The organism is Streptomyces sp. JLBT605 (assembly GCF_058215555.1).
Window position 1 is genome coordinate 3,670,117 of the sequence record NZ_CM177087.1, and the last position, 20,847, is coordinate 3,690,963.

Annotated in this window: 21 protein-coding genes; 8 read left to right on the plus strand and 13 right to left on the minus strand. The window is 69.9% G+C overall.

Annotated elements, in window-relative coordinates; genetic code table 11:
- The 4 genes from AC4BDD_RS15880 to AC4BDD_RS15895 all read right to left on the minus strand — a co-directional run bounded on the left by AC4BDD_RS15880 (position 1) and on the right by AC4BDD_RS15895 (position 3,552).
- On the minus strand, positions 1-1,320 hold the full coding sequence (locus AC4BDD_RS15880; protein ID WP_490686088.1) for a hypothetical protein: 1,320 nt from the start codon (positions 1,318-1,320) through the stop codon (positions 1-3).
- Complete coding sequence (locus AC4BDD_RS15885) at positions 1,310-2,224, minus strand: DUF8175 domain-containg protein (RefSeq protein ID WP_490686089.1); 915 nt, start codon at positions 2,222-2,224, stop codon at positions 1,310-1,312. The genes AC4BDD_RS15880 and AC4BDD_RS15885 overlap by 11 nt, the downstream gene beginning before the upstream one ends.
- 462 nt (positions 2,225-2,686) lie before the next feature.
- A complete protein-coding gene (locus AC4BDD_RS15890; RefSeq protein WP_490686090.1) occupies positions 2,687-2,998 on the minus strand; it encodes a DUF8827 family protein in 312 nt (103 codons plus the stop codon).
- A gap of 317 nt (positions 2,999-3,315) precedes the next feature.
- Positions 3,316-3,552: a DUF397 domain-containing protein gene (locus AC4BDD_RS15895; protein ID WP_490686091.1), complete on the minus strand. Its 237-nt coding sequence runs from the start codon at positions 3,550-3,552 to the stop codon at positions 3,316-3,318.
- Positions 3,553-3,833: 281 nt separating this feature from the next.
- Between AC4BDD_RS15895 and AC4BDD_RS15900 the strand changes: the two genes are divergently transcribed.
- Both AC4BDD_RS15900 and AC4BDD_RS15905 read left to right on the plus strand, forming a co-directional pair.
- Positions 3,834-4,859 (plus strand): bifunctional lytic transglycosylase/C40 family peptidase, encoded by a 1,026-nt coding sequence (locus AC4BDD_RS15900; RefSeq protein ID WP_490686092.1) that lies wholly within the window; start codon positions 3,834-3,836, stop codon positions 4,857-4,859.
- Positions 4,860-5,052: 193 nt separating this feature from the next.
- Positions 5,053-5,793: a phosphatase PAP2 family protein gene (locus tag AC4BDD_RS15905; protein WP_490686093.1), complete on the plus strand. Its 741-nt coding sequence runs from the start codon at positions 5,053-5,055 to the stop codon at positions 5,791-5,793.
- Positions 5,794-6,067: 274 nt separating this feature from the next.
- On the opposite strand, the gene AC4BDD_RS15910 is transcribed toward AC4BDD_RS15905, so the two are convergent.
- On the minus strand, positions 6,068-7,684 hold the full coding sequence (locus tag AC4BDD_RS15910) for an FAD-binding oxidoreductase (protein WP_490686094.1): 1,617 nt from the start codon (positions 7,682-7,684) through the stop codon (positions 6,068-6,070).
- A 573-nt stretch (positions 7,685-8,257) separates the two neighbouring features.
- Here AC4BDD_RS15910 and AC4BDD_RS15915 point away from each other — a divergent pair.
- Positions 8,258-9,076, plus strand: a complete 819-nt coding sequence (locus AC4BDD_RS15915) for a hypothetical protein (protein ID WP_490686095.1) — start codon at positions 8,258-8,260, stop codon at positions 9,074-9,076.
- A 130-nt stretch (positions 9,077-9,206) separates the two neighbouring features.
- Positions 9,207-9,413 (plus strand): hypothetical protein, encoded by a 207-nt coding sequence (locus AC4BDD_RS15920; RefSeq protein ID WP_490691791.1) that lies wholly within the window; start codon positions 9,207-9,209, stop codon positions 9,411-9,413.
- 129 nt (positions 9,414-9,542) lie between these two features.
- Here the strand turns inward: AC4BDD_RS15920 and AC4BDD_RS15925 are convergent, their stop codons facing one another.
- Positions 9,543-9,923, minus strand: a complete 381-nt coding sequence (locus AC4BDD_RS15925) for a metal-sensitive transcriptional regulator (protein ID WP_490686096.1) — start codon at positions 9,921-9,923, stop codon at positions 9,543-9,545.
- 196 nt (positions 9,924-10,119) lie between these two features.
- On the opposite strand from AC4BDD_RS15925, the gene AC4BDD_RS15930 reads away from it, so the two are divergent.
- Positions 10,120-10,740, plus strand: a complete 621-nt coding sequence (locus AC4BDD_RS15930; protein ID WP_030837909.1) for a DUF47 domain-containing protein — start codon at positions 10,120-10,122, stop codon at positions 10,738-10,740.
- Positions 10,741-10,746: 6 nt separating this feature from the next.
- Positions 10,747-11,745: an inorganic phosphate transporter gene (locus AC4BDD_RS15935; protein WP_490686097.1), complete on the plus strand. Its 999-nt coding sequence runs from the start codon at positions 10,747-10,749 to the stop codon at positions 11,743-11,745.
- A gap of 160 nt (positions 11,746-11,905) precedes the next feature.
- Here the strand turns inward: AC4BDD_RS15935 and pstB are convergent, their stop codons facing one another.
- The 4 genes from pstB to pstS all read right to left on the minus strand — a co-directional run bounded on the left by pstB (position 11,906) and on the right by pstS (position 16,013).
- Positions 11,906-12,682: a phosphate ABC transporter ATP-binding protein PstB gene (pstB, locus tag AC4BDD_RS15940; RefSeq protein WP_490686098.1), complete on the minus strand. Its 777-nt coding sequence runs from the start codon at positions 12,680-12,682 to the stop codon at positions 11,906-11,908.
- 31 nt (positions 12,683-12,713) lie between these two features.
- A complete protein-coding gene (gene pstA / locus AC4BDD_RS15945) occupies positions 12,714-13,790 on the minus strand; it encodes a phosphate ABC transporter permease PstA (protein WP_490686099.1) in 1,077 nt (358 codons plus the stop codon).
- Positions 13,787-14,785 carry a phosphate ABC transporter permease subunit PstC gene (gene pstC, locus AC4BDD_RS15950; RefSeq protein ID WP_490686100.1) on the minus strand — a complete coding sequence of 333 codons (999 nt, stop codon included), beginning with the start codon at positions 14,783-14,785 and terminating at the stop codon, positions 13,787-13,789. Before pstC ends, pstA begins: the two co-directional genes overlap by 4 nt.
- 106 nt (positions 14,786-14,891) lie before the next feature.
- A complete protein-coding gene (gene pstS, locus AC4BDD_RS15955) occupies positions 14,892-16,013 on the minus strand; it encodes a phosphate ABC transporter substrate-binding protein PstS (RefSeq protein WP_490686101.1) in 1,122 nt (373 codons plus the stop codon).
- A 471-nt stretch (positions 16,014-16,484) separates the two neighbouring features.
- Between pstS and AC4BDD_RS15960 the strand changes: the two genes are divergently transcribed.
- Both AC4BDD_RS15960 and AC4BDD_RS15965 read left to right on the plus strand, forming a co-directional pair.
- A complete protein-coding gene (locus tag AC4BDD_RS15960) occupies positions 16,485-17,477 on the plus strand; it encodes a C40 family peptidase (RefSeq protein ID WP_490691792.1) in 993 nt (330 codons plus the stop codon).
- Between the two features lie 370 nt (positions 17,478-17,847).
- Positions 17,848-19,071: a PP2C family protein-serine/threonine phosphatase gene (locus AC4BDD_RS15965; RefSeq protein WP_490691793.1), complete on the plus strand. Its 1,224-nt coding sequence runs from the start codon at positions 17,848-17,850 to the stop codon at positions 19,069-19,071.
- 45 nt (positions 19,072-19,116) lie between these two features.
- Here AC4BDD_RS15965 and AC4BDD_RS15970 read toward each other — a convergent pair whose 3' ends face one another.
- From AC4BDD_RS15970 to AC4BDD_RS15980, 3 genes are all read right to left on the minus strand, one after another.
- Positions 19,117-19,461: a DUF2516 family protein gene (locus tag AC4BDD_RS15970; RefSeq protein WP_490686102.1), complete on the minus strand. Its 345-nt coding sequence runs from the start codon at positions 19,459-19,461 to the stop codon at positions 19,117-19,119.
- 134 nt (positions 19,462-19,595) lie between these two features.
- The gene (locus tag AC4BDD_RS15975) at positions 19,596-20,339 is read right to left on the minus strand and encodes a hypothetical protein (RefSeq protein ID WP_490686103.1); all 744 of its coding nucleotides are present in this window, start codon (positions 20,337-20,339) and stop codon (positions 19,596-19,598) included.
- A gap of 36 nt (positions 20,340-20,375) precedes the next feature.
- Positions 20,376-20,837: a helix-turn-helix domain-containing protein gene (locus AC4BDD_RS15980; RefSeq protein ID WP_490686104.1), complete on the minus strand. Its 462-nt coding sequence runs from the start codon at positions 20,835-20,837 to the stop codon at positions 20,376-20,378.
- Positions 20,838-20,847: the final 10 nt, after the last annotated feature.

Consider the following 20,847-nt stretch of genomic DNA (forward strand, 5'->3'; position numbering starts at 1 on the left):
TCAACGCCGGTCACCTCCCGGATTGTTGCTGCTGCGGTTGGACTGGGTGCGGGGGGCCGGGGTGGACGGGGTGGCCGGGGCCGCTGGGCTCCCGCCTCGGCCGCCGCCCGCGGCGGAGGGTGTGGGGCGGGTGCTGTGTGCGGCCACGCCGCCGGAGACCGGGTTCGCGGGCTTGGGGGTGGCGGAGGAGGAGCCTTGGGCATCGCCGCCGGTGCCCGTGCCGGTGCCGCGGGTGCTGTGGGTGTTGATGCCCTGCTTCACCAGCGAGGCCGGGGAGCTGATGATGGCGGCGGCCTGGCGGGATGCCGGGTCGGAGCTGGCGCTGCGGGACTTGACGATCTCGTCGCCGAACCCCGGCACGAAGCGGTAGATCATCGCGCTCGCGAAGATGGCGAGGATGATGATCGACAGGCCGGAGACGACGGCCGAGAAGGCGTCCGGATCCTTGCCGGAGGTGGACAGCGCGCCGGCGAGGGCCAGCACGATCACGATGACCGGCTTGACCAGGATGACGGCGATCATGATGCCCGCCCAGCGGCGGACGTGGCCCCACATGTTCTTGTCGACGAGGCCGGCGTAGACGGCGGTGCCGAGCAGGGCGCCGACGTAGAGCAGCGCGGCCCGGATGACCAGCTCCAGGCAGAGGACACCGGCGGCGAGGATCGTGACCAGGGAGACCACGATCAGCATGATCGGGCCGCCGCCGATGTCCTCGTCCTTCTTCAGGGCGGCGGAGAAGGAGCTGAAGAAGGTGTCCTTATCGGCGCCGGTGCCGGAGGCGATGACGTCGGTGACGGCGTCGGTGGCGGAGACGACGGTGTAGAGGATCAGCGGGGTGAAGGCGGAGGCCAGGACGGTCAGCCAGAGGAAGCCGATGGCTTCGGTGAGCGCCTCGGTGAACGGGACGCCGCGGACGGCGCGCTTGGCGACGGCCAGCAGCCAGAGGATCAGGGTGAGGATGGTGGAGGCGGCGAAGACGACGGCGTACTGGCGGAGGAACGCCTCGTTGGTGAAGTCGACGTTGGCGGTCTCTTTGACGAGCTTGGAGATCTTGCCGACGAGCCAGGCGGCGGCGTCGGCGCAGCCGCGGGCCAGGGAGGCGGCGGGGTCTAGGGGGTTGGTGGGGTCTGGGGTGCCCGGGCTGCCCTCACCATTGCGTTCGCATAGGTCCTTCAGCCTGCCGTCGAGACCGGCACAGGGATCGGTCGATGGTTTGGGAGTCGGGTCAGCTGCGGCACGCGATGCCAGCAGGACGCCAAGAGCTTGCACGACCACCGTCGTCGCGGTCAGTGAGAGAGCCCGGCGGCGATTAGCGAGCATAGGTCAACCCTCCGAACCCTTTGACGGCGTCCGCCATTTCCTTGGCCGGAGAGGCGGTCTGGTCGCGGCCCACTGGCGCCGGGCCGTCCTTCTGGGTGTGCTTGGTGACCTTCCAGTCACCCTCTACCCACTTCAGCTCGAATGTGTCCGTGTACCAGCTCTCGGCAACCGGATTCTTCGAACCCTCGCCTGCGAGTCCGAACAGGACGGAGTTCCACACGGCTACTCGCGCCGTGCCATCGGCGTACTGTTCCAACTTGGTACCCACCGGGTTCGCGCGGGATACGAACGTCATGTCGTCCGGAGCCTTGCCATCCGGATCGAGACCGGCTGCCGCCAGCAACGACTCGCTGGCGAAGGCCCTGTCCAGCTCTCTCTGCCGAGCGGACGCGCTTTTCGGGTCCCAGATCGACGCGATGATGTCATGCCGGTGGTCGGTCACGAACATGCCGTCGGAGCCCAGCGCGACGGTGAAGTTGGCTGCCGCGCTCTGGGCTCCCTGCTCCGTCCTGGCGAAGCCCGACGCGATGCCGCTGACCTCGTTCTTCCCGTCCACCGGGCGTTCGCCGGTGGGAGCGGTGGGCTGGGCCTTGGGGGCGTTGCCGCCGGAGGATGAGGAACTTCCGGAGTCCTCGCTGCTGCTGTTGCCGCCGCCGTCACCGCGGTTGGCGAACGCGATGGCGGCGATGAGGAGCACCACGACGCTCACCACGGTGATGAAGTTACGGCTCGGCTTGGTGCGGCCGGAGCGGCGCGGGGAGCCGTAGGGGTCGCCGTCGCCTTCTGGCAGGCGGGTGCGCGTCAGGTGGGCGTCGTTGCCGCCCACCGCGCCCATGCCGCCGGTACGGGCCGGGTCTTGGCCGCCGTATCCGTCTCCGTACCCGTCGTCCCCGCCGAGACTCATCGCCCGTACGCCCCTTCAGCTGTCTCGTCCGCCGTTACCGCTGGCGTGCCGCCCACATATGACGGTAGCGGCGCGGACCGCGGAACGGGCGCGATGGAGTGAGTGCACATCAGGCTGACACGACCTCAGCAGAGATCCGGAGGGACGGGCGGGGTGGGTGATGGGGGTGGGATGGGGAAGGCAGAGCGGGGTGAGTCGGGCGGCACCCGTCCATGCCGTGAACGGCCGCTCGCCGGCTTCGCCGCGTAGGCGTGCGGCCGCCCGGTTGGGCGCACGGCCTGCCTGCCGCAGCACGGCATGGAACCCCAGGGGCCTACCTGCCTGCGGCCGCAGGCGCTTGCCTGTGGCGCCAGGCGCCACGGGAGGCGGCCCCCCGGGCATGTACGCCTGGCGCTGGGCGCTTGAGCAGGAGGTCCCTGGTGGCGCTGGCGTGGGGCGGGCCGCCCCCCCCGGCGGGAGCGGCTAGATGGCCATGCCGTACACGATCGTGAAGAGGGTGCCGAGTGAGCCGATGATGAATACGCCGGTCAGGCCCGCGACGATCAGCCCCTTGCCCTGCTCGGCGCTGAAGGTGTCGCGGAGTGCGGTGGCGCCGATCCGCTGTTTGGCCGCGCCCCAGATCGCGATGCCGAGGCAGAGCAGGATGGAGACCGCCATCACGACTTCGATCATGACCCGGGCCTCGGCGCCGAGGCTGCCGAAGGGTCCCCAGTCCGGGGCGATTCCGCCGATGATGGTGGTGATGTCGCCCTCGTCGCCGGCTGCCAGGAACATTTTGAACTCACCGCCCCTTATGGGTTGTTGTGTCCCCATGCCGCATGGCACGGTTCAGCTTCTATCTTCGCTGACGATGTGGCTCTCGCATGTCGACTTGGCGGCATTTCTTTCCGGATCTCGTACGTGTTGTAGGCCACGGTGCGTTCGCCGGGTCGCCGGACGTGCGAAAGCGTGACGTTTCGTCACTCGATGTACCAGTAGATGTGACGGCGGGTCGCCGGGCTCGTGGCGACGATTCCCCGTTCGGCGGGACGGTCGGCGATGATCCCTCGTTCGGGTGTGTGCCGGTCGTCGGAGTGCCGCGTGCCCGGTGTTCACTCCGCGCCGGGCGGCTCTTCGGCGAAGTCGTCGAACTCGCCTGCCTTGACGCCGAGGAGGAACGCCTCCCACTTGGCCTGGGTGGTGATGACGACGGTGTCCGGGTCGTTGCTCTCCCGCATATAGATCCGGCCATCCGGCCCCGCGGCGACCTCCAGGTACGCCTCCTCGTCGAATCCGTCCTCGGGGGCGGGGCGCTGCCAGTCGAGCTGCGTCGGATCGACGTCCGTCATGTGGTCCTCCGTGGTGAGAGTGGTGGGGGTGGCCTGCGTTCCGGTCGGGAGCCGCTGGGCTGGGAACCGGGAGAAAGGACGGGAGAAGGGGGAAGAGAGGGAGGGAGGAGGGAAAGAGGGAGAGGGAGGAGGGTAGAGGGAAGAGGGGGTGAGGCGGGGGCAGGGGCGGGGCGGACTCTACGCTTCCGGGGCCCCTCCGTGCCCGGTCGCCCCAGGAGGTCGGTCGAACCGCCGACCAATTCCCGCCGTGCGGTCCGGAAACGCGTTCGTGCGACCGCCGGATGGGGGAGGATGAGCAGGTGCGTAGGGTCTGGCTGGGTGTCAGTGTCGGTGTCGCGCTGTGCGCTTCGTTCGTGGCGCTCCTCGTCATCGGCACCTATGTGGTGGCCGGAAACCTGACCGCCGGCACCAGCGGCAGGTCGGTCGGGCTGGCTCAGGGCGCCGTACCCGCCGCGTATCAGCCGCTCGTCCAGAAGTGGGGGAACCACTGCCCCGCCATCAACCCGGCGCTGCTCGCCGCCCAGCTGTACCAGGAGAGCGGCTGGAATCCCAAGGCGCAGAGTCCGGCGAACGCCAAGGGGATAGCCCAGTTCATCCCGGGCACCTGGGCGACGCACGGAGTCGACGGTGACCACGACGGCGATCGGGACATCTGGGATCCGGCGGACGCGATCCCCTCGGCGGCGGTCTACGACTGCTCGCTGGCCAAGTACGTGAAGGACGTTCCGGGCAACATCACGCACAACATGCTGGCTTCGTACAACGCCGGCGCTTACGCCGTCATCAAGTACAACGGGGTCCCGCCGTACACCGAGACGCGCAACTACGTGAAGCGGATCACCACGCTCGCCAAGAGCTTCGAGGCGCCGACCCAGCCGGTGGCGCCGTCCCAGCAGGCCTCCGGCGCCATCTACTTCGCACAGGACAAGCTGGGCACGCCGTATCTCTGGGGCGGAAACGGCACTCCGGAGCAGGGCGGGCGATTCGACTGTTCGGGTCTGACCAAGGCGGCCTATCACTCCGTCGGGATCGAGCTGCCGCGTGTCGCCAACGACCAGTGGAATGCCGGCCCGCACCCGCGCCGGGATGAACTCCTCCCCGGCGACCTGGTGTTCTTCGCCTACGATCTGAGTGATCCCCGGTCCATCCACCATGTGGGGATGTACGTGGGCGGCGGCTACATGATCAACGCCCCGTACACCGGCGCCGTGATCCGTTACGACAAGATCGATACGCCCGACTACATCGGCGCGACGCGGGTCACCCAAGATGGCGCAAAAGCACTGCGCAGGGTGGACGCTGCGTAAAGCTTTGGCCTTGAGCTGCGACGATCGGTCACCCTTCGATAACGTCCCGGTGATCATTGGGTAGAGGATGGAACGCAGAGCGTGAGCGGGGCGTTTCCTAGAGGTGGGTGAGCAGCACTACCCAGCGGGGGCCGGCAGCTGCAGACAGCGACCTGACACATAGCGACTGGTAAGAGATAAGGGGCCGCGGCATATGGCTGGACTCGTACTGGGGTCCCCCCACGCAGAGCTGCGGGGAGGGGCCGAATCGAACGCGGATGTCAGCCTGCTCTACGACATCAACGGTCTCGCCAAGGACGCCCCGCACTGGTTCGACCGGGTCATGGAGTTCGTCGGCGAGTACGGCATCGTCTTCGGCATGGCGCTGGTGATGTTCGGTGCCTGGTGGAGCGTGCGCAAGCGCTCCACGGACGCGCCTGGCGCGGTCGCCGGCCTGGTCTGGGCGCCGCTCGCGGCCGGGCTGGCGCTGATCGCGAACATCCCGATCCGCGATTTCGTCGAGCGTCCCCGGCCCTTCAAGGACCATCAGGGACTCGAGGTCCTGGTGGACGGCAAGAGCGACTACTCCTTCGTCAGCGACCACGCCACGCTGACCATGGCGCTCGCCGCGGGCATCTTCATGGCCAGCCGGAAGTACGGTCTGGCGGCCATCGGCCTGGCGCTGCTGGAAGGCTTCTGCCGGGTCTACATGGGCGTGCACTACCCGTCGGACGTGATCGGCGGCTTCGCTCTGGGCACGGCCGTGGCACTGCTGCTGGCGCCGCTCGCGATGATGCTGCTGACGCCGCTGATGACCTCGATCGCCGGATCCCGGGCGGCCTGGCTGGTGCGGGCCGGACCGGCCGGTGGCGCCGCGGGTGGCCGACGGTCAGCCGGCTCGCCGCCGGTGGCCGAGCCCCGGCGCAGCGGGCGCGAGGAGGACCTGGCGGCCTGACCGCCGGAGCGCCACCGATCGCCCGGGATCGCCCGCGATCGCCCGAAAACGCAACGGCGACGGCCCGCCGCTTCCCCTCGGAAGCGGCGGGCCGTCGCCGTTGCGTCCGTTCGCGCAGGTGCGGCAAGGACAGGACCGCCATCTCGCGCCGTCGCCGCACCGGCGGGGGCGCGAGACGGCGGGGGTGCGAGGCCGCATGCCCCGCCGGTCCGCCCGCGTTCGCTGAGCGTCCGGACCCGCTCAGCGTCCGGACCCGTTCAGCGCCGCGGACCGCTCACAGCGCCTGCGGGAAGTCGAACAGCCGCTCCGGGTCGTAACGCTTCTTCAGCTTGGCCAGCCGGTCGGCGGCGTCGCCGTAGTACGCGCTGCGCCAGTCCTTGAGCCCGGCGTCGGTGTAGTTCTGGTACGCGCGCCCGGAGGAGTGCCGGCGCATCGCGGTGTGCGCGCCGTCCAGCCACGCGGTCTGGGCGCTGCCCGAACCGCCCGCGGCCCAGGACGCGGTGTACTGGGCGAGGAAGCGCGAGCGCCGGTGGACGAAGGCGGTGGAGAGCGGGGAGACCCGGTTGACGGCTCCGCCCAGCGCGGTCAGCGCGACGGAGACCGCGCCCCCGCCGCTGCTGCGGCGGCCGTAGCGCTCGACCTGGTCGAGCATGGCGCGGATGCCCGCGGTGCTCAGCGAGCGGTCGAAGAAGTCGGAGCGGGCCGCGTAGGTCTCGCGCCCCAGGACCCCGCCGGTGCTGTGGCCGGGGACGTCGCCGGGCAGATGGCACTGGGTGGTGGAGGACGAGGAGCAGCCCGCGTACATCCGCATGGCCTCCAGGTACGAGCGGCGGCGCAGCGAGACGCTGGTGGCAGGGCCGGGGCCGCCGGCCCGGTCGGCGAGCTTGTCGACCGCGTTCTGCAGGTCGCCGTAGGTGCCGAGGGAGAAGCAGGCCACCGAGACGCGCGGGGTGTGGCCGGGCGTGGCCGACAGGTGCAGCGACGACCAGATCTCGTCGGGCCGGCTGGGCCCCCACTCCTGCCAGGAGCGGAGGACGGCCGCCGCCTTCGACCACGGCCAGGACATGTACGCGGTGACGCCCGGGGCCGCCTTGTGCGTGCGGAAGCGCAGCTCGGTGACGACACCGAAGTTTCCGTTTCCGGCGCCGCGCAGGGCCCAGAAGAGGTCGGTCTCACGGTCCTTGGAGACGTCCAGGGTCTTGCCGTCGGCGGTGATGATGCGGGCGCCGGTGAGGTTGTCGGAGGTGAGCCCGTACGCCCGGGAGACCACGCCGTGGCCGCCGCCGAGGGTGAGCCCGGAGATTCCGACGGTGGGGCAGGAGCCGCCGGGCACGGTGACGCCGTGCGCGGCGAGCTGGGTGTAGACGTCGATGAGTTTGGCGCCGGCGCCTATGGTGGCGGCGCCGGAGCTGGTCCGTATGGACTTAAGCGCCGAGACGTCGATGATCAGGCGGCCGTTGCCGCTGGACCAACCGGCGTAGCTGTGGCCGCCGTTGCGGATGGCGACCGGGACGGAGTGGCGGCGGGCGAAGGCGAGGCACTCCGCTATGTCCGAGTTGTTCTCGACATAGGCGACGGCGGCGGGGCGCAGCCGGTCGAAGCGGGTGTTGTACAGCTGCCGGGCGGTGGTGAAGTTCCGGTCGCCGGGCCGGAGCAGATCGCCTTGCAGGCCGCGGCCGAGGGCGGACCAGTCGGTGCCGGCCGGCTTGCCCGCGTGGGCGCCGGGCACGGCGGAGGTGGTGCCGATCGATGTGTTCTGTCCGGCCGTGCCGGTGCCCGTCGCGGTGGAGCGGCTGGGCGACGCGTTGCCCGTGCCGCTGTCGCAGCCGACCGTCCAGGCGGCGGCCGCCGCCACTCCCGTGCCGGCTGCCAGCAGTGTGCGCCTGTCCATGGCGGCCTCCGTTCCTCTTTGGCTCTGCTTCCCTATGAGCCAGAGGGTGAACGGGGGTTCGTGGTTCCCTCCGGGAGCGGCCCGACGTGCTCCTGGTGGTCCGCGGCGTCGTCGCGGGCGCGGGCTCGTGCCCGGCGCGCGGGGCCGTACCAGCCGCAGGAGCAGCGGGCCGTGCAGAAGGAGCCGTGCTCCACGGTGGTCGTGCGGTGATGTCGGAGGTCGGGGTCGCCCGCGTCGCCTGAGTCCAGCACAGGACCACGCTACCGGGACCGTGACGGGCCCTGGGACCGGGTCGTTGACAGGAGGGAGCACTCACGTCAGGAGCGCGTGAGCCCGAGCGTGGCCAGGGGGTCAGGGCCGATGAGCCAGCAGCGCGGACGCACAGGGCACGCCCTTGCCGGGGACGGCGGCGGGAGTGGCGGCGGGCGCGGCGGCGCGGGCGTCGGTCGCCGGGGCGGCGGGGATCGCGGGGGCGGCGGGGATCGCGGGGGCGATGGGAACGGTCGGCGCGGCGCGAGCGGTGGGTGGAGCGCCGGCGGCTGGCTGGTCGGGGCGATCTTGTCCGGGAGTCTGGTGGCCGGGTTGCTGCTGACTGGCGCGGGGTGCTCGGAAGAGACCGTGGTGGTGGACGGCCGGCCCGCTCAGGCCGCGGTGTCGGCGCTGCATGAGGCGGCCGATGTGCTGCTGCGGTCCGGGAGCTCCCGGGTCCGTACGACGGTGGAGACGGCGACGGGCGGCACCCGGGTGGCGATCAGCGGCCGGGGCGGTTACGACTTCGGCAGGCGGCTGGGGCGGCTGCGGGTGGTGCTGCCCAAGGACGCGGCCGGGGTGGCCGAGCACGAGCCGATCACCGAACTGCTCACCTCCGGAGCGCTTTTCATGCGAAACCGGGGTGAAGGGGTGCCAGCCGACAAATGGGTGCGGGTGGATACCTCGGGGGTCCCGGACGGGAATCTGGTCACCGGCGGGGCGACGGACCCGCTGGCCGCCGCCGAGCTGCTGCGGGTGGCGCGGCAGGTGCGGCTGGTCGGTGAGGAGCGGCTGGGTGGCGCCGCGGTGCGTCACTACCGGGGGATGACGGACATCCGCCGGGCGTCGCGGGTCGCCTCGCCGGGGGTGCGGGAGGCGCTGCGGGCGGCGGCGAAAGGGTTCACCCGGCATCCGGTGGTCTTCGACGCGTATCTGGACGAAGAGGGGAGGCTGCGCAAGGTGCGGCACCGCTTCACGGTGACGAACGGGTGGACCGGTGCGGACGGGAGGCAGCTGGTCGCCTCCACGACCGAGTTGTACGACTTCGGGGCGCGGGTCCTGGTGCGGCTGCCCGCTTCGGAGGACATCTATACGGGCACGGTCGGGTCACCCGGAGGCTCCGCCGAGCGTGGTGGCGGGTGACGGGCGGGCAGGGCCGATGGGGCCCGCGAAATGGTCCGTCCGTGCCATGCGCGGATTGTGTACCGCTCCCTACGCTGGGAAGCCGCTGCTCGTAGGTGCTCGCATGTGCTCGTAAGGGGAGGTGAAGCACGTGGTGGCGCGTCGTGGCTCAGCGGTCCCGGATCCTGTGGCCCTCGTCGAGATCGATCTCTACGGCGACTTGATGATCGCCGCGTCGAGCGCGGACGAGGACCGGCTCAGCCCGGACCGGATCGACGAGGTGCTGGGCGTCGAGGCCGATCGGGCAGAACGAACGGACCGATCGGATCCGGCCGGCGGGCCGGACGCCGGGCAGTGATGTCCTGACCGGAAACGGACGGGCGGTTTTCGGACGAGATCGAGCCGCCCCCAGACTCTCCCCAGACTCCGTCCGGGAGGTGCCCCCCAACCGGGGGGCGCCCCGGCCGCGGGGCGCGGGCGAGCGGAATCAGGTCCTCAGCAGGCGTGCGATGGCCGCGGTGGCCTCGGCGACCTTGGCGTCGATCCCGCCGCCGGCGGCCTCGCCGTCCTGCGCCGCACTCTCCACGGCCGCGCTCGCGACACAGTGCCGCAGGTGTTCTTCGAGGAGTTGCAGGGCAAAGGACTGGAGGGCCTTGGTGCTCGCGGACACCTGCGTGAGTATGTCGATGCAGTACACGTCCTCGTCGACCATCCGCTGCAGGCCCCTGATCTGTCCTTCGATGCGGCGGAGGCGCTTGAGGTGCTGGTCCTTCTGCTTGGTGTAGCCGTGCGGTCCGTGGTGCTGCTCGCATGCCTCGGGCGGCTGTGCGCCCTCAGCGGCGGTGGTGCCGGCTGCCGTGGTGGTCATGGCGTCCTCTCGTTCCTCTGCCCATCCCCGCAGATACCCCCTGCGGGTATACGATACTCGATTTGTCCGACTGAGTCCTGACCCGGTGCTGAGCACATTGCCCGATGGGCGACACTGGGTGAATGCCGGTTAGCCGTGGCCGGATGATGCGCCTAGCATCAACGAGACCGAATCCGCTGTACCCCGAGGATCCCCAGTGCGCTTTCGTCTGACCCCCAGGGAGACGAGCTTCTACGACATGTTCGCCGCGTCCGCGGACAACATCGTCACAGGCTCCAAGCTCCTGATGGAACTGCTCGGGGCGGACTCCTCCGCTCGGGCCGAGATTGCCGAACGGATGCGGGCCGCGGAGCACGCGGGGGATGACGCGACGCACGCGATCTTCCACCAGCTGAACTCCTCCTTCATCACGCCGTTCGACCGCGAGGACATCTACTCCCTCGCGTCCTCGCTCGACGACATCATGGACTTCATGGAGGAGGCCGTCGACCTGGTCGTTCTGTACCAGGTCGAGGAGCTGCCGAAGGGCGTCGAGCAGCAGATCGAGGTACTCGCACGGGCGGCCGAGCTGACCGCCGAGGCGATGCCGAACCTGCGCACCATGACCAACCTCACCGAGTACTGGATCGAGGTGAACCGTCTGGAGAACCAGGCGGACCAGATCCACCGCAAGCTGCTGGCCCACCTCTTCAACGGCAAGTACGACGCCATCGAGGTGCTCAAGCTCAAGCAGATCGTGGACGTGCTGGAGGAGGCGGCCGACGCGTTCGAGCACGTCGCCAACACCGTCGAGACCATCGCGGTCAAGGAGTCCTGACCCCCGGTGGACACCTTCGCGCTTGTCGTGACCATCGGGGTCGCGCTCTTCTTCACCTATACCAACGGCTTCCATGACTCCGCGAACGCCATCGCGACCTCGGTCTCCACGCGGGCGCTGACCCCCCGGGCGGCGCTGGCCATGGCCGCGGTGATGAACCTCGCGGGTGCCTTCCTGGGCAGCGGTGTCGCCAAGACCGTCAGTGAGGGCCTGATCGAGACGCCGCACGGCGACAAGGGGATGGGAATCCTCTTCGCCGCGCTGGTCGGCGCGATCGTCTGGAACCTGGTCACCTGGTACTTCGGCCTTCCGTCGTCCTCCTCGCACGCGCTGTTCGGCGGCATGGTCGGCGCGGCGCTGGCCGGCGGGACCGAGGTCATCTGGTCCGGGGTGCTGGAGAAGGTCGTCATCCCGATGTTCGTCTCGCCCTTCGTCGGCCTGATCCTCGGCTATCTGGTGATGGTCGTCATCCTGTGGCTGTTCCGCCGGACCAATCCGCACAAGGCCAAGCGCGGCTTCCGTATCGCGCAGACCGTCTCGGCCGCCGGCATGGCGCTCGGGCATGGCCTCCAGGACGCCCAGAAGACGATGGGCATCGTGGTGATGGCCCTGGTCATCGCCGATGTGGAGGACGCGGGCGACCCGATCCCGGTCTGGGTGAAGATCGTCTGCGCGCTGATGCTCTCGCTCGGCACCTACGCGGGCGGCTGGCGCATCATGCGGACCCTCGGCCGCCGGATCATCGAGCTGGACCCGCCGCAGGGCTTCGCGGCCGAGACGACGGCGGCGTCCGTGATGTACACCGCGTCCTTCATGTTCCACGCGCCGATCTCGACGACCCATGTGATCACCTCGGGCATCATGGGCGTCGGCGCCACCAAGCGGGTGAACGCGGTGCGGTGGGGCGTTGCCAAGAACATCATCATGGGCTGGTTCATCACGATGCCGGCGGCGGCGATTGTCGCTGCGCTGAGTTATGGGGTTGTGCAGTTGGCCTTCGGCTGACGGTTGCTTGCCGGGGCTCCGCCCCGCACCCCGCTCCTCAAACGCCGGAGGGGCTGGAGATACGGACGGGCCCGCCCCCTGTGGCCAGGGGGCGGGCCCTTTCGCCTTGCGGTGGCACCGCCATGCAGCACCGCAGGACGCTCTGGGGCGGCTGTGTCGATCAGCCGAAGCGGCCGGAGATGTAGTCCTCGGTCGCCTGGACCGACGGGTTGGAGAAGATCCGCTCCGTCTCGTCGATCTCGATGAGCTTGCCCGGCTGGCCGACGCCCGCCAGGTTGAAGAAGGCCGTGCGGTCGGAGACCCGCGCCGCCTGCTGCATGTTGTGCGTCACGATCACGATCGTGAATCGCTCCTTGAGCTCGCCGATCAGATCCTCGATGGCGAGGGTCGAGATCGGGTCGAGCGCCGAGCAGGGCTCGTCCATCAGCAGCACCTGCGGCTCCACCGCGATGGCGCGCGCGATGCACAGCCGCTGCTGCTGGCCGCCGGAGAGGCCGGCGCCCGGCTTGTTGAGCCGGTCCTTGACCTCGTTCCACAGGTTGGCGCCCTTCAGGGAGCGCTCGACGACGTCCTTCAGCTCGGACTTGGAGTACGAGCCGTTGAGCCGGAGCCCGGCCGCGACGTTGTCGAAGATCGACATCGTCGGGAAGGGGTTGGGGCGCTGGAAGACCATGCCGACCGTGCGGCGGACGGAGACCGGGTCGACGCCCGGCCCGTAGAGGTTCTCGTCGTCCAGCATGACCTTGCCCTCGACGCGGCCGCCGGGGGTCACCTCGTGCATGCGGTTGAGCGTGCGCAGGAAGGTGGACTTGCCGCAGCCGGACGGGCCGATGAAGGCGGTCACGGAACGGGGCTCGACGCTCATCGAGATGTCCTCGATGGCCTTGTGGTTGCCGTAGTAGGCGGTGAGGCCGCTGACATCAATGCGCTTGGCCATGGAAATCACTTCTCTTCTTCGGGTCTGGCCGTCAGCGGCCGGTCTTCGGGGCCTTCCAGCGGGCGATGCCGCGAGCCACCAGATTGAGGATCATCACGAAGGCGATCAGGACGAGCGCCGCGGCCCAGGCCCGGTCGTACGAAGCCTCGCCGTTCGACCACTGCTCAAAAATGTAGTACGGCAGCGACGACTGCTCTCCGTGGAACGGGTCGTTGTTGATCGCCGGGTTGCCGAAGATCAGCAGCAGCACCGGGGCGCTCTCACCGGCGATACGGGCGACGGCGAGCATCACACCGGTGGTGATACCGCCGATCGCGGTGGGCAGGACCACCTTCATGATCGTGCGCCACTTGGGCACACCCAGCGCCAGCGACGCCTCGCGCAGCTCGTTCGGGACGAGCTTGAGCATTTCCTCGGTCGAACGGACCACGACCGGCATCATCAGGATCGCCAGGGCGATGGCGCCCGCGAAACCGGAGTAGTCGAAGCCGAGCAGGACGATCCAGAAGCTGAGGACGAACAGACCGGAGACGATCGAGGGGATGCCGGTCATGACGTCCACGAAGAACGTGACGGCCTTGGCGAGCTTCCCGCGCCCGTACTCCACCAGGTAGACGGCGGTGAGCAGGCCGATCGGGACCGCCATCAGGCAGGCCAGGCCCACCTGCTCCAGGGTGCCGATGATCGCGTGGTAGACACCGCCACCCGGACCGTTGGTGAGCACCAGGTCCATGGAGTGGGTGAGGAAGTACATGTCCAGCGCGTGCCGGCCGCGGTTGACCGTCTCGTAGATCAGCGAGAACAGCGGGGCGACGGCGGCCAGGAAGCAGACCCACACCAAGCTGGTGGCCAGCCGGTTCTTGGCCTGCCTACGGCCCTCGACCTTGGCCGCGAGGCAGAAGTCGGTGACCACGTAGAGCAGGGCCGCGATCAGGCCCCACTGGATGCGGCTGTCGAGACCGAAGCCGAGCCCGATGCCGCAGCCGACGGCGGTCGCGCCGACCGCGATGGCCAGCGGTGCCCAGCGGGGGAGCCGAGGGCGGTGGAGCGAGACGGGGCTGGGCGCGGGGCCCGCCGTCCCGGTCTTCTCCATCAGGACGTGGCTCATGCGTTGGCCCCCGAGTACTCCTTGCGGCGGGCGATGATCAGCCGGGCCGCGCCGTTGACCAGCAGCGTGATGATGAACAGGACCAGGCCGGAGGCGATCAGGGCGTCACGGCTGACGCTGCCGCCGATGTCGGTGGTCTCCTTGAAGCGGCTGGCGATGTTCTGGGCGAAGGTGCCGCCGCCGAAGTTCAGCAGGCTCTTGTTGATCTCGGGGCTGCTGGAGAGCACGGTGGCGACCGCCATCGTCTCGCCGAGCGCACGGCCGAGGCCCAGCATCGAGGCGCTGATGATGCCGGAGCGCCCGAAGGGCAGCACCGACATGCGGATGACCTCCCAGCGGGTCGCGCCCAGCGCGAGCGCCGCTTCCTCGTGCATCTTCGGGACCTGGAGGAACACCTCGCGGCTGACGCTGGTGATGATCGGCAGGATCATGATCGCCAGCAGGATGCCGACGGTGAACAGCGAGCGCGCGGCGCCGTCGTCATAGGAGAAGACGCCGGTCCAGCCGAGGTAGTCGTCGAACCACTTGTACAGTCCCTCCACGTGGGGGACCAGGAAGAGGATGCCCCAGAGGCCGTAGATGATCGAGGGGACCGCGGCGAGCAGGTCGATCACGTAGCCGAGCAGGGAGGCGACCCGGCGGGGCGCGTAGTGCGAGATGAACAGCGCGATGCCGATCGCGACGGGAACCGCGATGATCAGCGCGATGACCGAGGTCACCACCGTGCCGAAGGCCAGCACGGCTATGCCGAAGACCGGCGGGTTCTCCGCTGCCCGCCACTCGAAGGTGGTGAAGAAGTTTCCTTCGTTCTCGGAGAGCGCGATGGCGGAGCGGTAGGTGAGGAAGATCGCGATGGCGGCCATGATCACCAGGAGGGTGATCCCGGAGCCGCAGGACAGGGCGGTGAAGATCCGGTCACCGAGGCGGCCGGTGTTCTTCTGCTTCGCCAGGGGCGGTGGACTTGCTGAAGCGTCTGGTCGTATGTCCGTTTTCATGGATTCTCCGGTCTGCGGAGCCGCTGCCCGGGGCTGCGGCTCCTGGTGCGGCGGTGCACCGGACGATGCGGCCGGCCCCGGGAGCCGGGACCGGCCGCATACGGGGTCAGGCGAGGCCGGCGATGGTCTCGCGAACCTTGGTGATGATCTCGGCCGGCATCGGCGCGTAGCCGTTCTCCTTGAGGGTGGCCTGGCCGTCCTCGCCGGCGGCGTAGTTCAGGAAGGACTTCAGGGCCGGCAGGGTGTCGGCCTTGTTGCCCTTGTCGCAGACGACCTCGTAGGTCACCAGGGTGATCGGGTAGGCGTTCTCGGCCTTGGTGTCGTAGGCCAGCTCCAGCGCCAGGTCCTTGCCCTTGCCGACGACCTTGGCCTCGGCGATGGCCTTGGAGGCGTTGTCGACGGTGGCCTGGACCGGGGCGGAGGCGCCGGTGGCCAGGTCGACGGTCTTGATGCCGCCGGCGGCGTAGGACAGCTCGAAGTACGAGATGGCGCCCGGGACCTGCTTCACCTGGTTGGAGACACCGGCGGAGCCGTCGGCGGACTGGCCGCCCTTGCCCGCCCACGCCTTGGCCGGCTCGTGCGGCCAGGCCGAGGGGGCGGCGGCCTTGAGGTACTTGGTGAAGTTGTCCGTGGTGCCCGAGTCGTCGGAGCGGTGGAACGTCTGGATCTTGGTGTCCGGGAGGTTGACGCCCTTGTTCAGCTTCGCGATCGCGGGGTCGTTCCACTTGGTGATCTTCGAGTCGAAGATCTTGGCGAGGGTCTCGGCGTCCAGCACGAGCTTGTCCACGCCCGGGACGTTGTAGCCGACCGCGATCGGGCCGCCGACCAGCGGCAGGTCGATGCCCTGGCCGGTCTTGCAGGCCTTCTTGGACGCGGTGATCTCCTCGGGCTTCAGCGCGGAGTCGGAGCCCGCGAAGGTGGTGTTGCCCTGGAGGAACTGCTGGATGCCGGCACCGGAACCGGTGGCCTGGTAGTTGATCTTCACGTCCTTGCAGGCGCCGCCGTACTGCTGGACCCACAGGTCCATGGCGTTCTTCTGCGCGGAGGAGCCGGAGGCCCGCAGGTTGCCCGTGCCGTCGCACTTGATGTTGCCCGCGGCCTTGGTCGTGCCGCCGCCCGAGCCGCCACCGTTGTCGTCCGAGCCGCAGGCGCTGAGAGCGAGCGCACCGGAGACGACGAGGGCACCGGCAGCGATGGCGCGAAGCCGGTTGTTGCGCTGAAGCTTCACTTTCAGGAGTTCCTTCCGGGAGCCGCCGGTGGGGACGGCGTGCGAGGAGAAATGGGTGACGCGGGTCTTGATCCAGCTAGCGGTGCGCTGGCCGATCGGACGGCGCGACTCGCACTCACTGGGCCCGAAATTAGGCAGAGCAGGTGAAGCCGCCGATGGGGGTGAGTGAACGAGGGGTGAACCTCGGCCGTCAGTGTGGTGGCCTGAACCGGCCCCTCGCGGGACGGCGGCGAGCCCTTCACGAGTGGATCTTCCGCGCCGCTCTGTCGGATTGCGGTAGGTCATGTCACCATCCGTTCCTGCGCGCCGGTACGCGTCGGTAACGGGGATTCGGTCAGGGCGCGCGGAGCAGCGAAGGGACGATCGGGGCCGCAGCGGTCGCGAACGGAAGAAGGGGGCCGGCCGGTGGGGCGTGGCAGGGGGAGGGGTGCGGGCGTCGTCTCGGCGACCGCCCTGGTCTGCGCGGTGGGTATGGCGGCGGTGCCGCAGGTGGCGTACGCCGCACCGGGGGACAAGAAGGACAAGAAGCCGAAGACCGTGGAGGAGGTCCACCGGCAGGTGGAGAGCCTCTACCGGCAGGCCGAGGCGGCCACCGACGCGTACAACCTGGCCCGCGGGCGGCAGACCGCGCAGGAGAAGACGATCGTGGACATCGCGCGGGCGGTGGCGAAGGCGGACCGGAAGATGGCCGACCTGAAGCGGCGGGCCGGTGCCATGGCCCGGGCGCAGTACCGCTGGGGCAGCGTGCCGCCCGAGGCGCAGCTGCTGCTCTCCGATGACCCGCAGGAGTTCATGGAGGGGGTCTCGCTCTCCCGCCGCGGACAGAACGCCACCCGCGGCGTGATCAACCAGCTGGCCACCACGCAGGCCACGCTCGACCGCTACGCCGAGTCCGCTTCCCGGGAGTGGGTGCGGCTGGATCAGAGCCGGTCGAAGAAGGCGGCGGCCCGCAAGCAGATCAATGCCAAGCTCGCCGCGGCCAAGAAGCTGGAATCGCGGCTGAAGAAGGAGGAGAAGGAACGGCTGCGGCGGCTGGAGGAGGAGAAGGCGCGGGCGGCGCAGGAGAAATGGCTCGGTTCGGGAATTCTCGAAGACATCGACGGAAAAGCCTCACCGGCGGGTCAGCGTGCGATCGACTTCGCGACCGCGCAAATCGGCAAGGACTACGTATGGGGTGCGGAGGGGCCGGACACCTATGACTGCTCCGGGCTGACGCTGAAGGCGTGGGCGGCGGGCGGGCTGCCGATACCGCGCACCTCGCAGGAGCAGTGGAAGCAGTTGCCGCGGGTGGAGATCGAGGACATGCGGCCCGGCGACCTGATCATTTATTTCAAGGACGCGACGCATGTCGGGATGTATGTCGGGGACGGCACGATCGTGCACGCGCCACGGCCGGGGCGCCAGGTCACGCTGGCCGGGGCCGGCTCTATGCCGATCCTGGGCGTGGTCCGGCCGGACAAATGACCCCGGTGTGGCCGGTCCGGCGGGGATCGTGACATTCGTCATCGCGGGCGCGGGTTCTCTGTGTCAGGTTTTCCGTTTGTCAGTGGCAACCGTCATTGGCATATGACAGAAGTTGCTTGCCGGAGGTCATTCCGTTTCGGCGTGCCCTACCGCTAGGGTCGCCAGGCATGACCGGCACACGACATGAGACCGACTGGTCGGTGTGGTGAGCCGGGACAGCCGGCCCGTCGCCCGGGGCGGGAACACCGCGCCCCTCGGGGGAGGTGGGGGTGCCCCCAGCAGCAGTCCCCCGGGCCTGGCGGTCCGGGAGGCGCCCCCAGGGGGAGAAAGGGAGCGAGGCATGTCCGTACCCCTGCCCCGGCAGCGGGAAATGCTGACCGCGCAGCCCCGGTCCGTCGCACCGCCCGACGGCGGACTCACCCTCCTGGTGATCGAGGACGACCCGGTCGACTCCCTCGCCCTCCCGGAGATGCTGGACGCCGACGGCAACCGGGTCCGCGTCCGCACCGCCCGCAACCTCACCGAGGCGGCCCGGCTGCTCACCGACGACGTGCAGTGCATCCTGCTCGACCTCGCGCTGCCCGCCTCCGGCGGCGCGCACCCCGCCGACCCGCACTCCGCCGACGCGCTGGACACCCTGCGCCAGGTGCTGCGGCTCGCCCCCACCCAGGCCGTGCTGGCGCTCACCGCCGAGGGGGACACCGAGCGCGCCGCCGAAGCGGTGCGGGTGGGCGCCCAGGACTACCTCTTCCGGGACGAACTCGACGACCGGGTGCTCAGCCGCGCCATCCGCTACGCCGTCGAGCGAAAACGCGCCGACCTCGCGCAGCGCCAGCTGACCGAGTCCCGGCTGCGCGCCCAGGAGAACGCCCGGCTGGAGCGCGGACTGCTGCCCACCCCGCTGCTGGACGGCTCCGACCTGCGATTCGCCGCCCGCTACCGCCCCGGGCGCAGCCGCGCGCTGCTCGGCGGAGACTTCTACGACACCGTCCGCACCCCGGACGGCACCGTCCACGCGATGATCGGCGACGTCTGCGGCCACGGCCCCGACGAGGCCGCGCTCGGCGTCGAGCTGCGCATCGCCTGGCGCGCACTGACCTTCGCCGGACTCTGCGGAGACGTGCTGCTCAGCACCTTGCAGCGGGTGTTGGAGCACGAGCGCGCGGACGACGAGATCTTCGCGACGCTGTGCACCGTCGACATCGCGCCGGACGGCCGGCGCGCCGGTCTCTGCCTGGCCGGGCACCCCGCGCCGCTGGCGGTCCGGGCCGGCCGGCCGCCCCGGATCCTGCCGTACGAGGACACCGGCCCGGCCCTCGGCCTGCTTCCGAACGCCCGGTGGCCGCGCCGCCAGGTGGAGCTGGGCGGGGCCTGGAGCCTGATGATGTACACCGACGGCCTGATCGAGGGCCGGGTGGCCGCGGACAGCAGGCAGCGCCTCGGCCAGGAGGGGATGGTGGAGATCGTCGCCCGGCAGCTGGCCGCAGGGTTGAGCGGCGAGGCGCTGCTGGACGCGACCGTCACCGAGGTCCGCGCGCTGAACGGCGGCGAGCTGACGGACGACCTGGCGGTACTCCTGCTCGACCGCGGCTGAGACCGCGCCGGGGCCCGCGCCTCAGCCTCCGGCGTTATACGCGCCTCAGCGCCCGCCGTTGTAGGGGCCGTACGGGCCGTCGGAGCTGGAGGGGCGGCGCCGGCCGCCCCGGCCGCCGCCGGAGACCTGCTGGAGCGCGGGACGTACGTCCACGAAGTAGACGATGGTGGCGATCAGGCCGATGATCGGCAGGAACGAGAAGATCGAGAAGAGCTTCATCACCGCCGCCGACAGGCCGAGGATGATCAGCCAGAAGCCCTTGGTGTTCTTGTCCGCGGCGCGGTAGGCGTCCTCGCGGTGCAGCGCGGCGTCGATGAACGCCGCCAGGGCGAACAGGGCCAGTACCAGGGAGATCAGTCCCACGATGCTGAAGAACCCCAAAACCAGCACTTCGTCACCCGCTTAGTCGATGATGCGTACGACCGTCATGGCTCTGCCGCCACCGTACCCGCTGGGCGGGCCGGACACGCGGGTCGTGCCCGGCCCGACCACCGGCGGCATCGATGGCGGCATAAACGGCGGGGTCAGTCGGTGGACTTGGGCGCCGTCTTCTTCGGCGGCGTGGTCTTCCGCGCCGTGGCGGTCTTCTTGGCGGCGGGCTTCTCCGCCGCGCTCTTCTCGGCGGGCTTGGACGCGGCCTTGGTGCCGTTGGCGGCGGCGGTGCGCGGGGCGGTCCTGCTGCCGTTGGCGGTGCCGGTGCGCGGCGCGGTCTTCGAGCCGTTCGCCGTCCCGGCACCGGACCGGGCGGCCGGAGCCGGCTTCTGCTCCGAAGCGGCCTTCTCCTCCGTCGCCGGCTTCCGCGCGGGGGCGGGCTTCTGCTCCCCGGGCCCGGCCTCGATCTTCTCGGCGACCTCCACGACCTCGTCGGCGATCTCGCCGCGCCAGCTCTTCACGGCCTCCCGGCCGTGGTCGGCGACCTCTTCGTAGGTCTCCCGCGCCCGGACGGCGAACTCGGCGGCCCGGCCGACGCCCTGCAGGGCCAGGTCCTGAGCGGTGTCCCGCAGCTTCTTCAGATCGGTGTCGAGCGAGCCGAGCAGCTCATTGAGCTTCTCCTGGGCCTCCTTGGCCCGCTGGGTGATCTGCTCCTGCACGGCCTGCGGTTCGGCGGCGCGCACCGCGGCGAGGCGCTCGGGGGCCTCGGCGCGCACCTTCTCGACCAGCGCGGGCACCTCCTTCAGCCGCCGGACGGCGAGGTCGGCGGTGCCTGCCACGAAGTACAGGGGGGTCGGGTCGGTGAAGGTCTTGCGCACGTCGTCGGTGATGGCCATGGTGATGGTCCTCCCGGATCGGTTCGAGGTTCCGGATCAGTTCGAGGTTCGTGCGTCGTCGGCCGAGCCGTCGCTGCTCGTGCCGCCGCGCTTGCTGCCGCTCCCGGCAGCGGGGGTGCTGTCGTCGTCGCGGGGGACGCTGTCGCCGGCGGAGTGGGCGTTCTCCTTGCGGAACGACTCGTAGATCTGCAGCAGCACCTGCTTCTGCCGCTCGTTGATCGACGGGTCGGCGAGGATCACGCTGCGGACCTCCGCGTCGTCGCGGTCCCGCTCGTCGAGGATTCCGGCCTGGACGTACAGCGTCTCGGCGGATATCCGCAGCGCCTTGGCGAGCTGCTGCAGGATCTCCGCGCTCGGCTTGCGCAGGCCGCGCTCGATCTGGCTCAGATACGGATTGGACACCCCGGCGGCGTCGGCGAGCTGCCGCAGCGACAGCTGCGCGCTGCGCCGCTGCTCCCGCAGGAACTCACCGAGATTGCCGACGTTCAGTGATGCCATGCCTACGATC

Bases quoted from the DNA above. Each gene is read 5' to 3' on its own strand.
- AC4BDD_RS15880 (WP_490686088.1), bottom strand. From the start codon at position 1,320: ATGCTCGCTAATCGCCGCCGGGCTCTCTCACTGACCGCGACGACGGTG.
- AC4BDD_RS15885 (WP_490686089.1), bottom strand. From the start codon at position 2,224: ATGAGTCTCGGCGGGGACGACGGGTACGGAGACGGATACGGCGGCCAA.
- AC4BDD_RS15890 (WP_490686090.1), bottom strand. From the start codon at position 2,998: ATGTTCCTGGCAGCCGGCGACGAGGGCGACATCACCACCATCATCGGC.
- AC4BDD_RS15895 (WP_490686091.1), bottom strand. From the start codon at position 3,552: ATGACGGACGTCGATCCGACGCAGCTCGACTGGCAGCGCCCCGCCCCC.
- AC4BDD_RS15900 (WP_490686092.1), top strand. From the start codon at position 3,834: ATGGGGGAGGATGAGCAGGTGCGTAGGGTCTGGCTGGGTGTCAGTGTC.
- AC4BDD_RS15905 (WP_490686093.1), top strand. From the start codon at position 5,053: ATGGCTGGACTCGTACTGGGGTCCCCCCACGCAGAGCTGCGGGGAGGG.
- AC4BDD_RS15910 (WP_490686094.1), bottom strand. From the start codon at position 7,684: ATGGACAGGCGCACACTGCTGGCAGCCGGCACGGGAGTGGCGGCGGCC.
- AC4BDD_RS15925 (WP_490686096.1), bottom strand. From the start codon at position 9,923: ATGACCACCACGGCAGCCGGCACCACCGCCGCTGAGGGCGCACAGCCG.
- pstB (WP_490686098.1), bottom strand. From the start codon at position 12,682: ATGGCCAAGCGCATTGATGTCAGCGGCCTCACCGCCTACTACGGCAAC.
- pstA (WP_490686099.1), bottom strand. From the start codon at position 13,790: ATGAGCCACGTCCTGATGGAGAAGACCGGGACGGCGGGCCCCGCGCCC.
- pstC (WP_490686100.1), bottom strand. From the start codon at position 14,785: ATGAAAACGGACATACGACCAGACGCTTCAGCAAGTCCACCGCCCCTG.
- AC4BDD_RS15960 (WP_490691792.1), top strand. From the start codon at position 16,485: ATGGCGGCGGTGCCGCAGGTGGCGTACGCCGCACCGGGGGACAAGAAG.
- AC4BDD_RS15965 (WP_490691793.1), top strand. From the start codon at position 17,848: ATGCTGACCGCGCAGCCCCGGTCCGTCGCACCGCCCGACGGCGGACTC.
- AC4BDD_RS15975 (WP_490686103.1), bottom strand. From the start codon at position 20,339: ATGGCCATCACCGACGACGTGCGCAAGACCTTCACCGACCCGACCCCC.
- AC4BDD_RS15980 (WP_490686104.1), bottom strand. From the start codon at position 20,837: ATGGCATCACTGAACGTCGGCAATCTCGGTGAGTTCCTGCGGGAGCAG.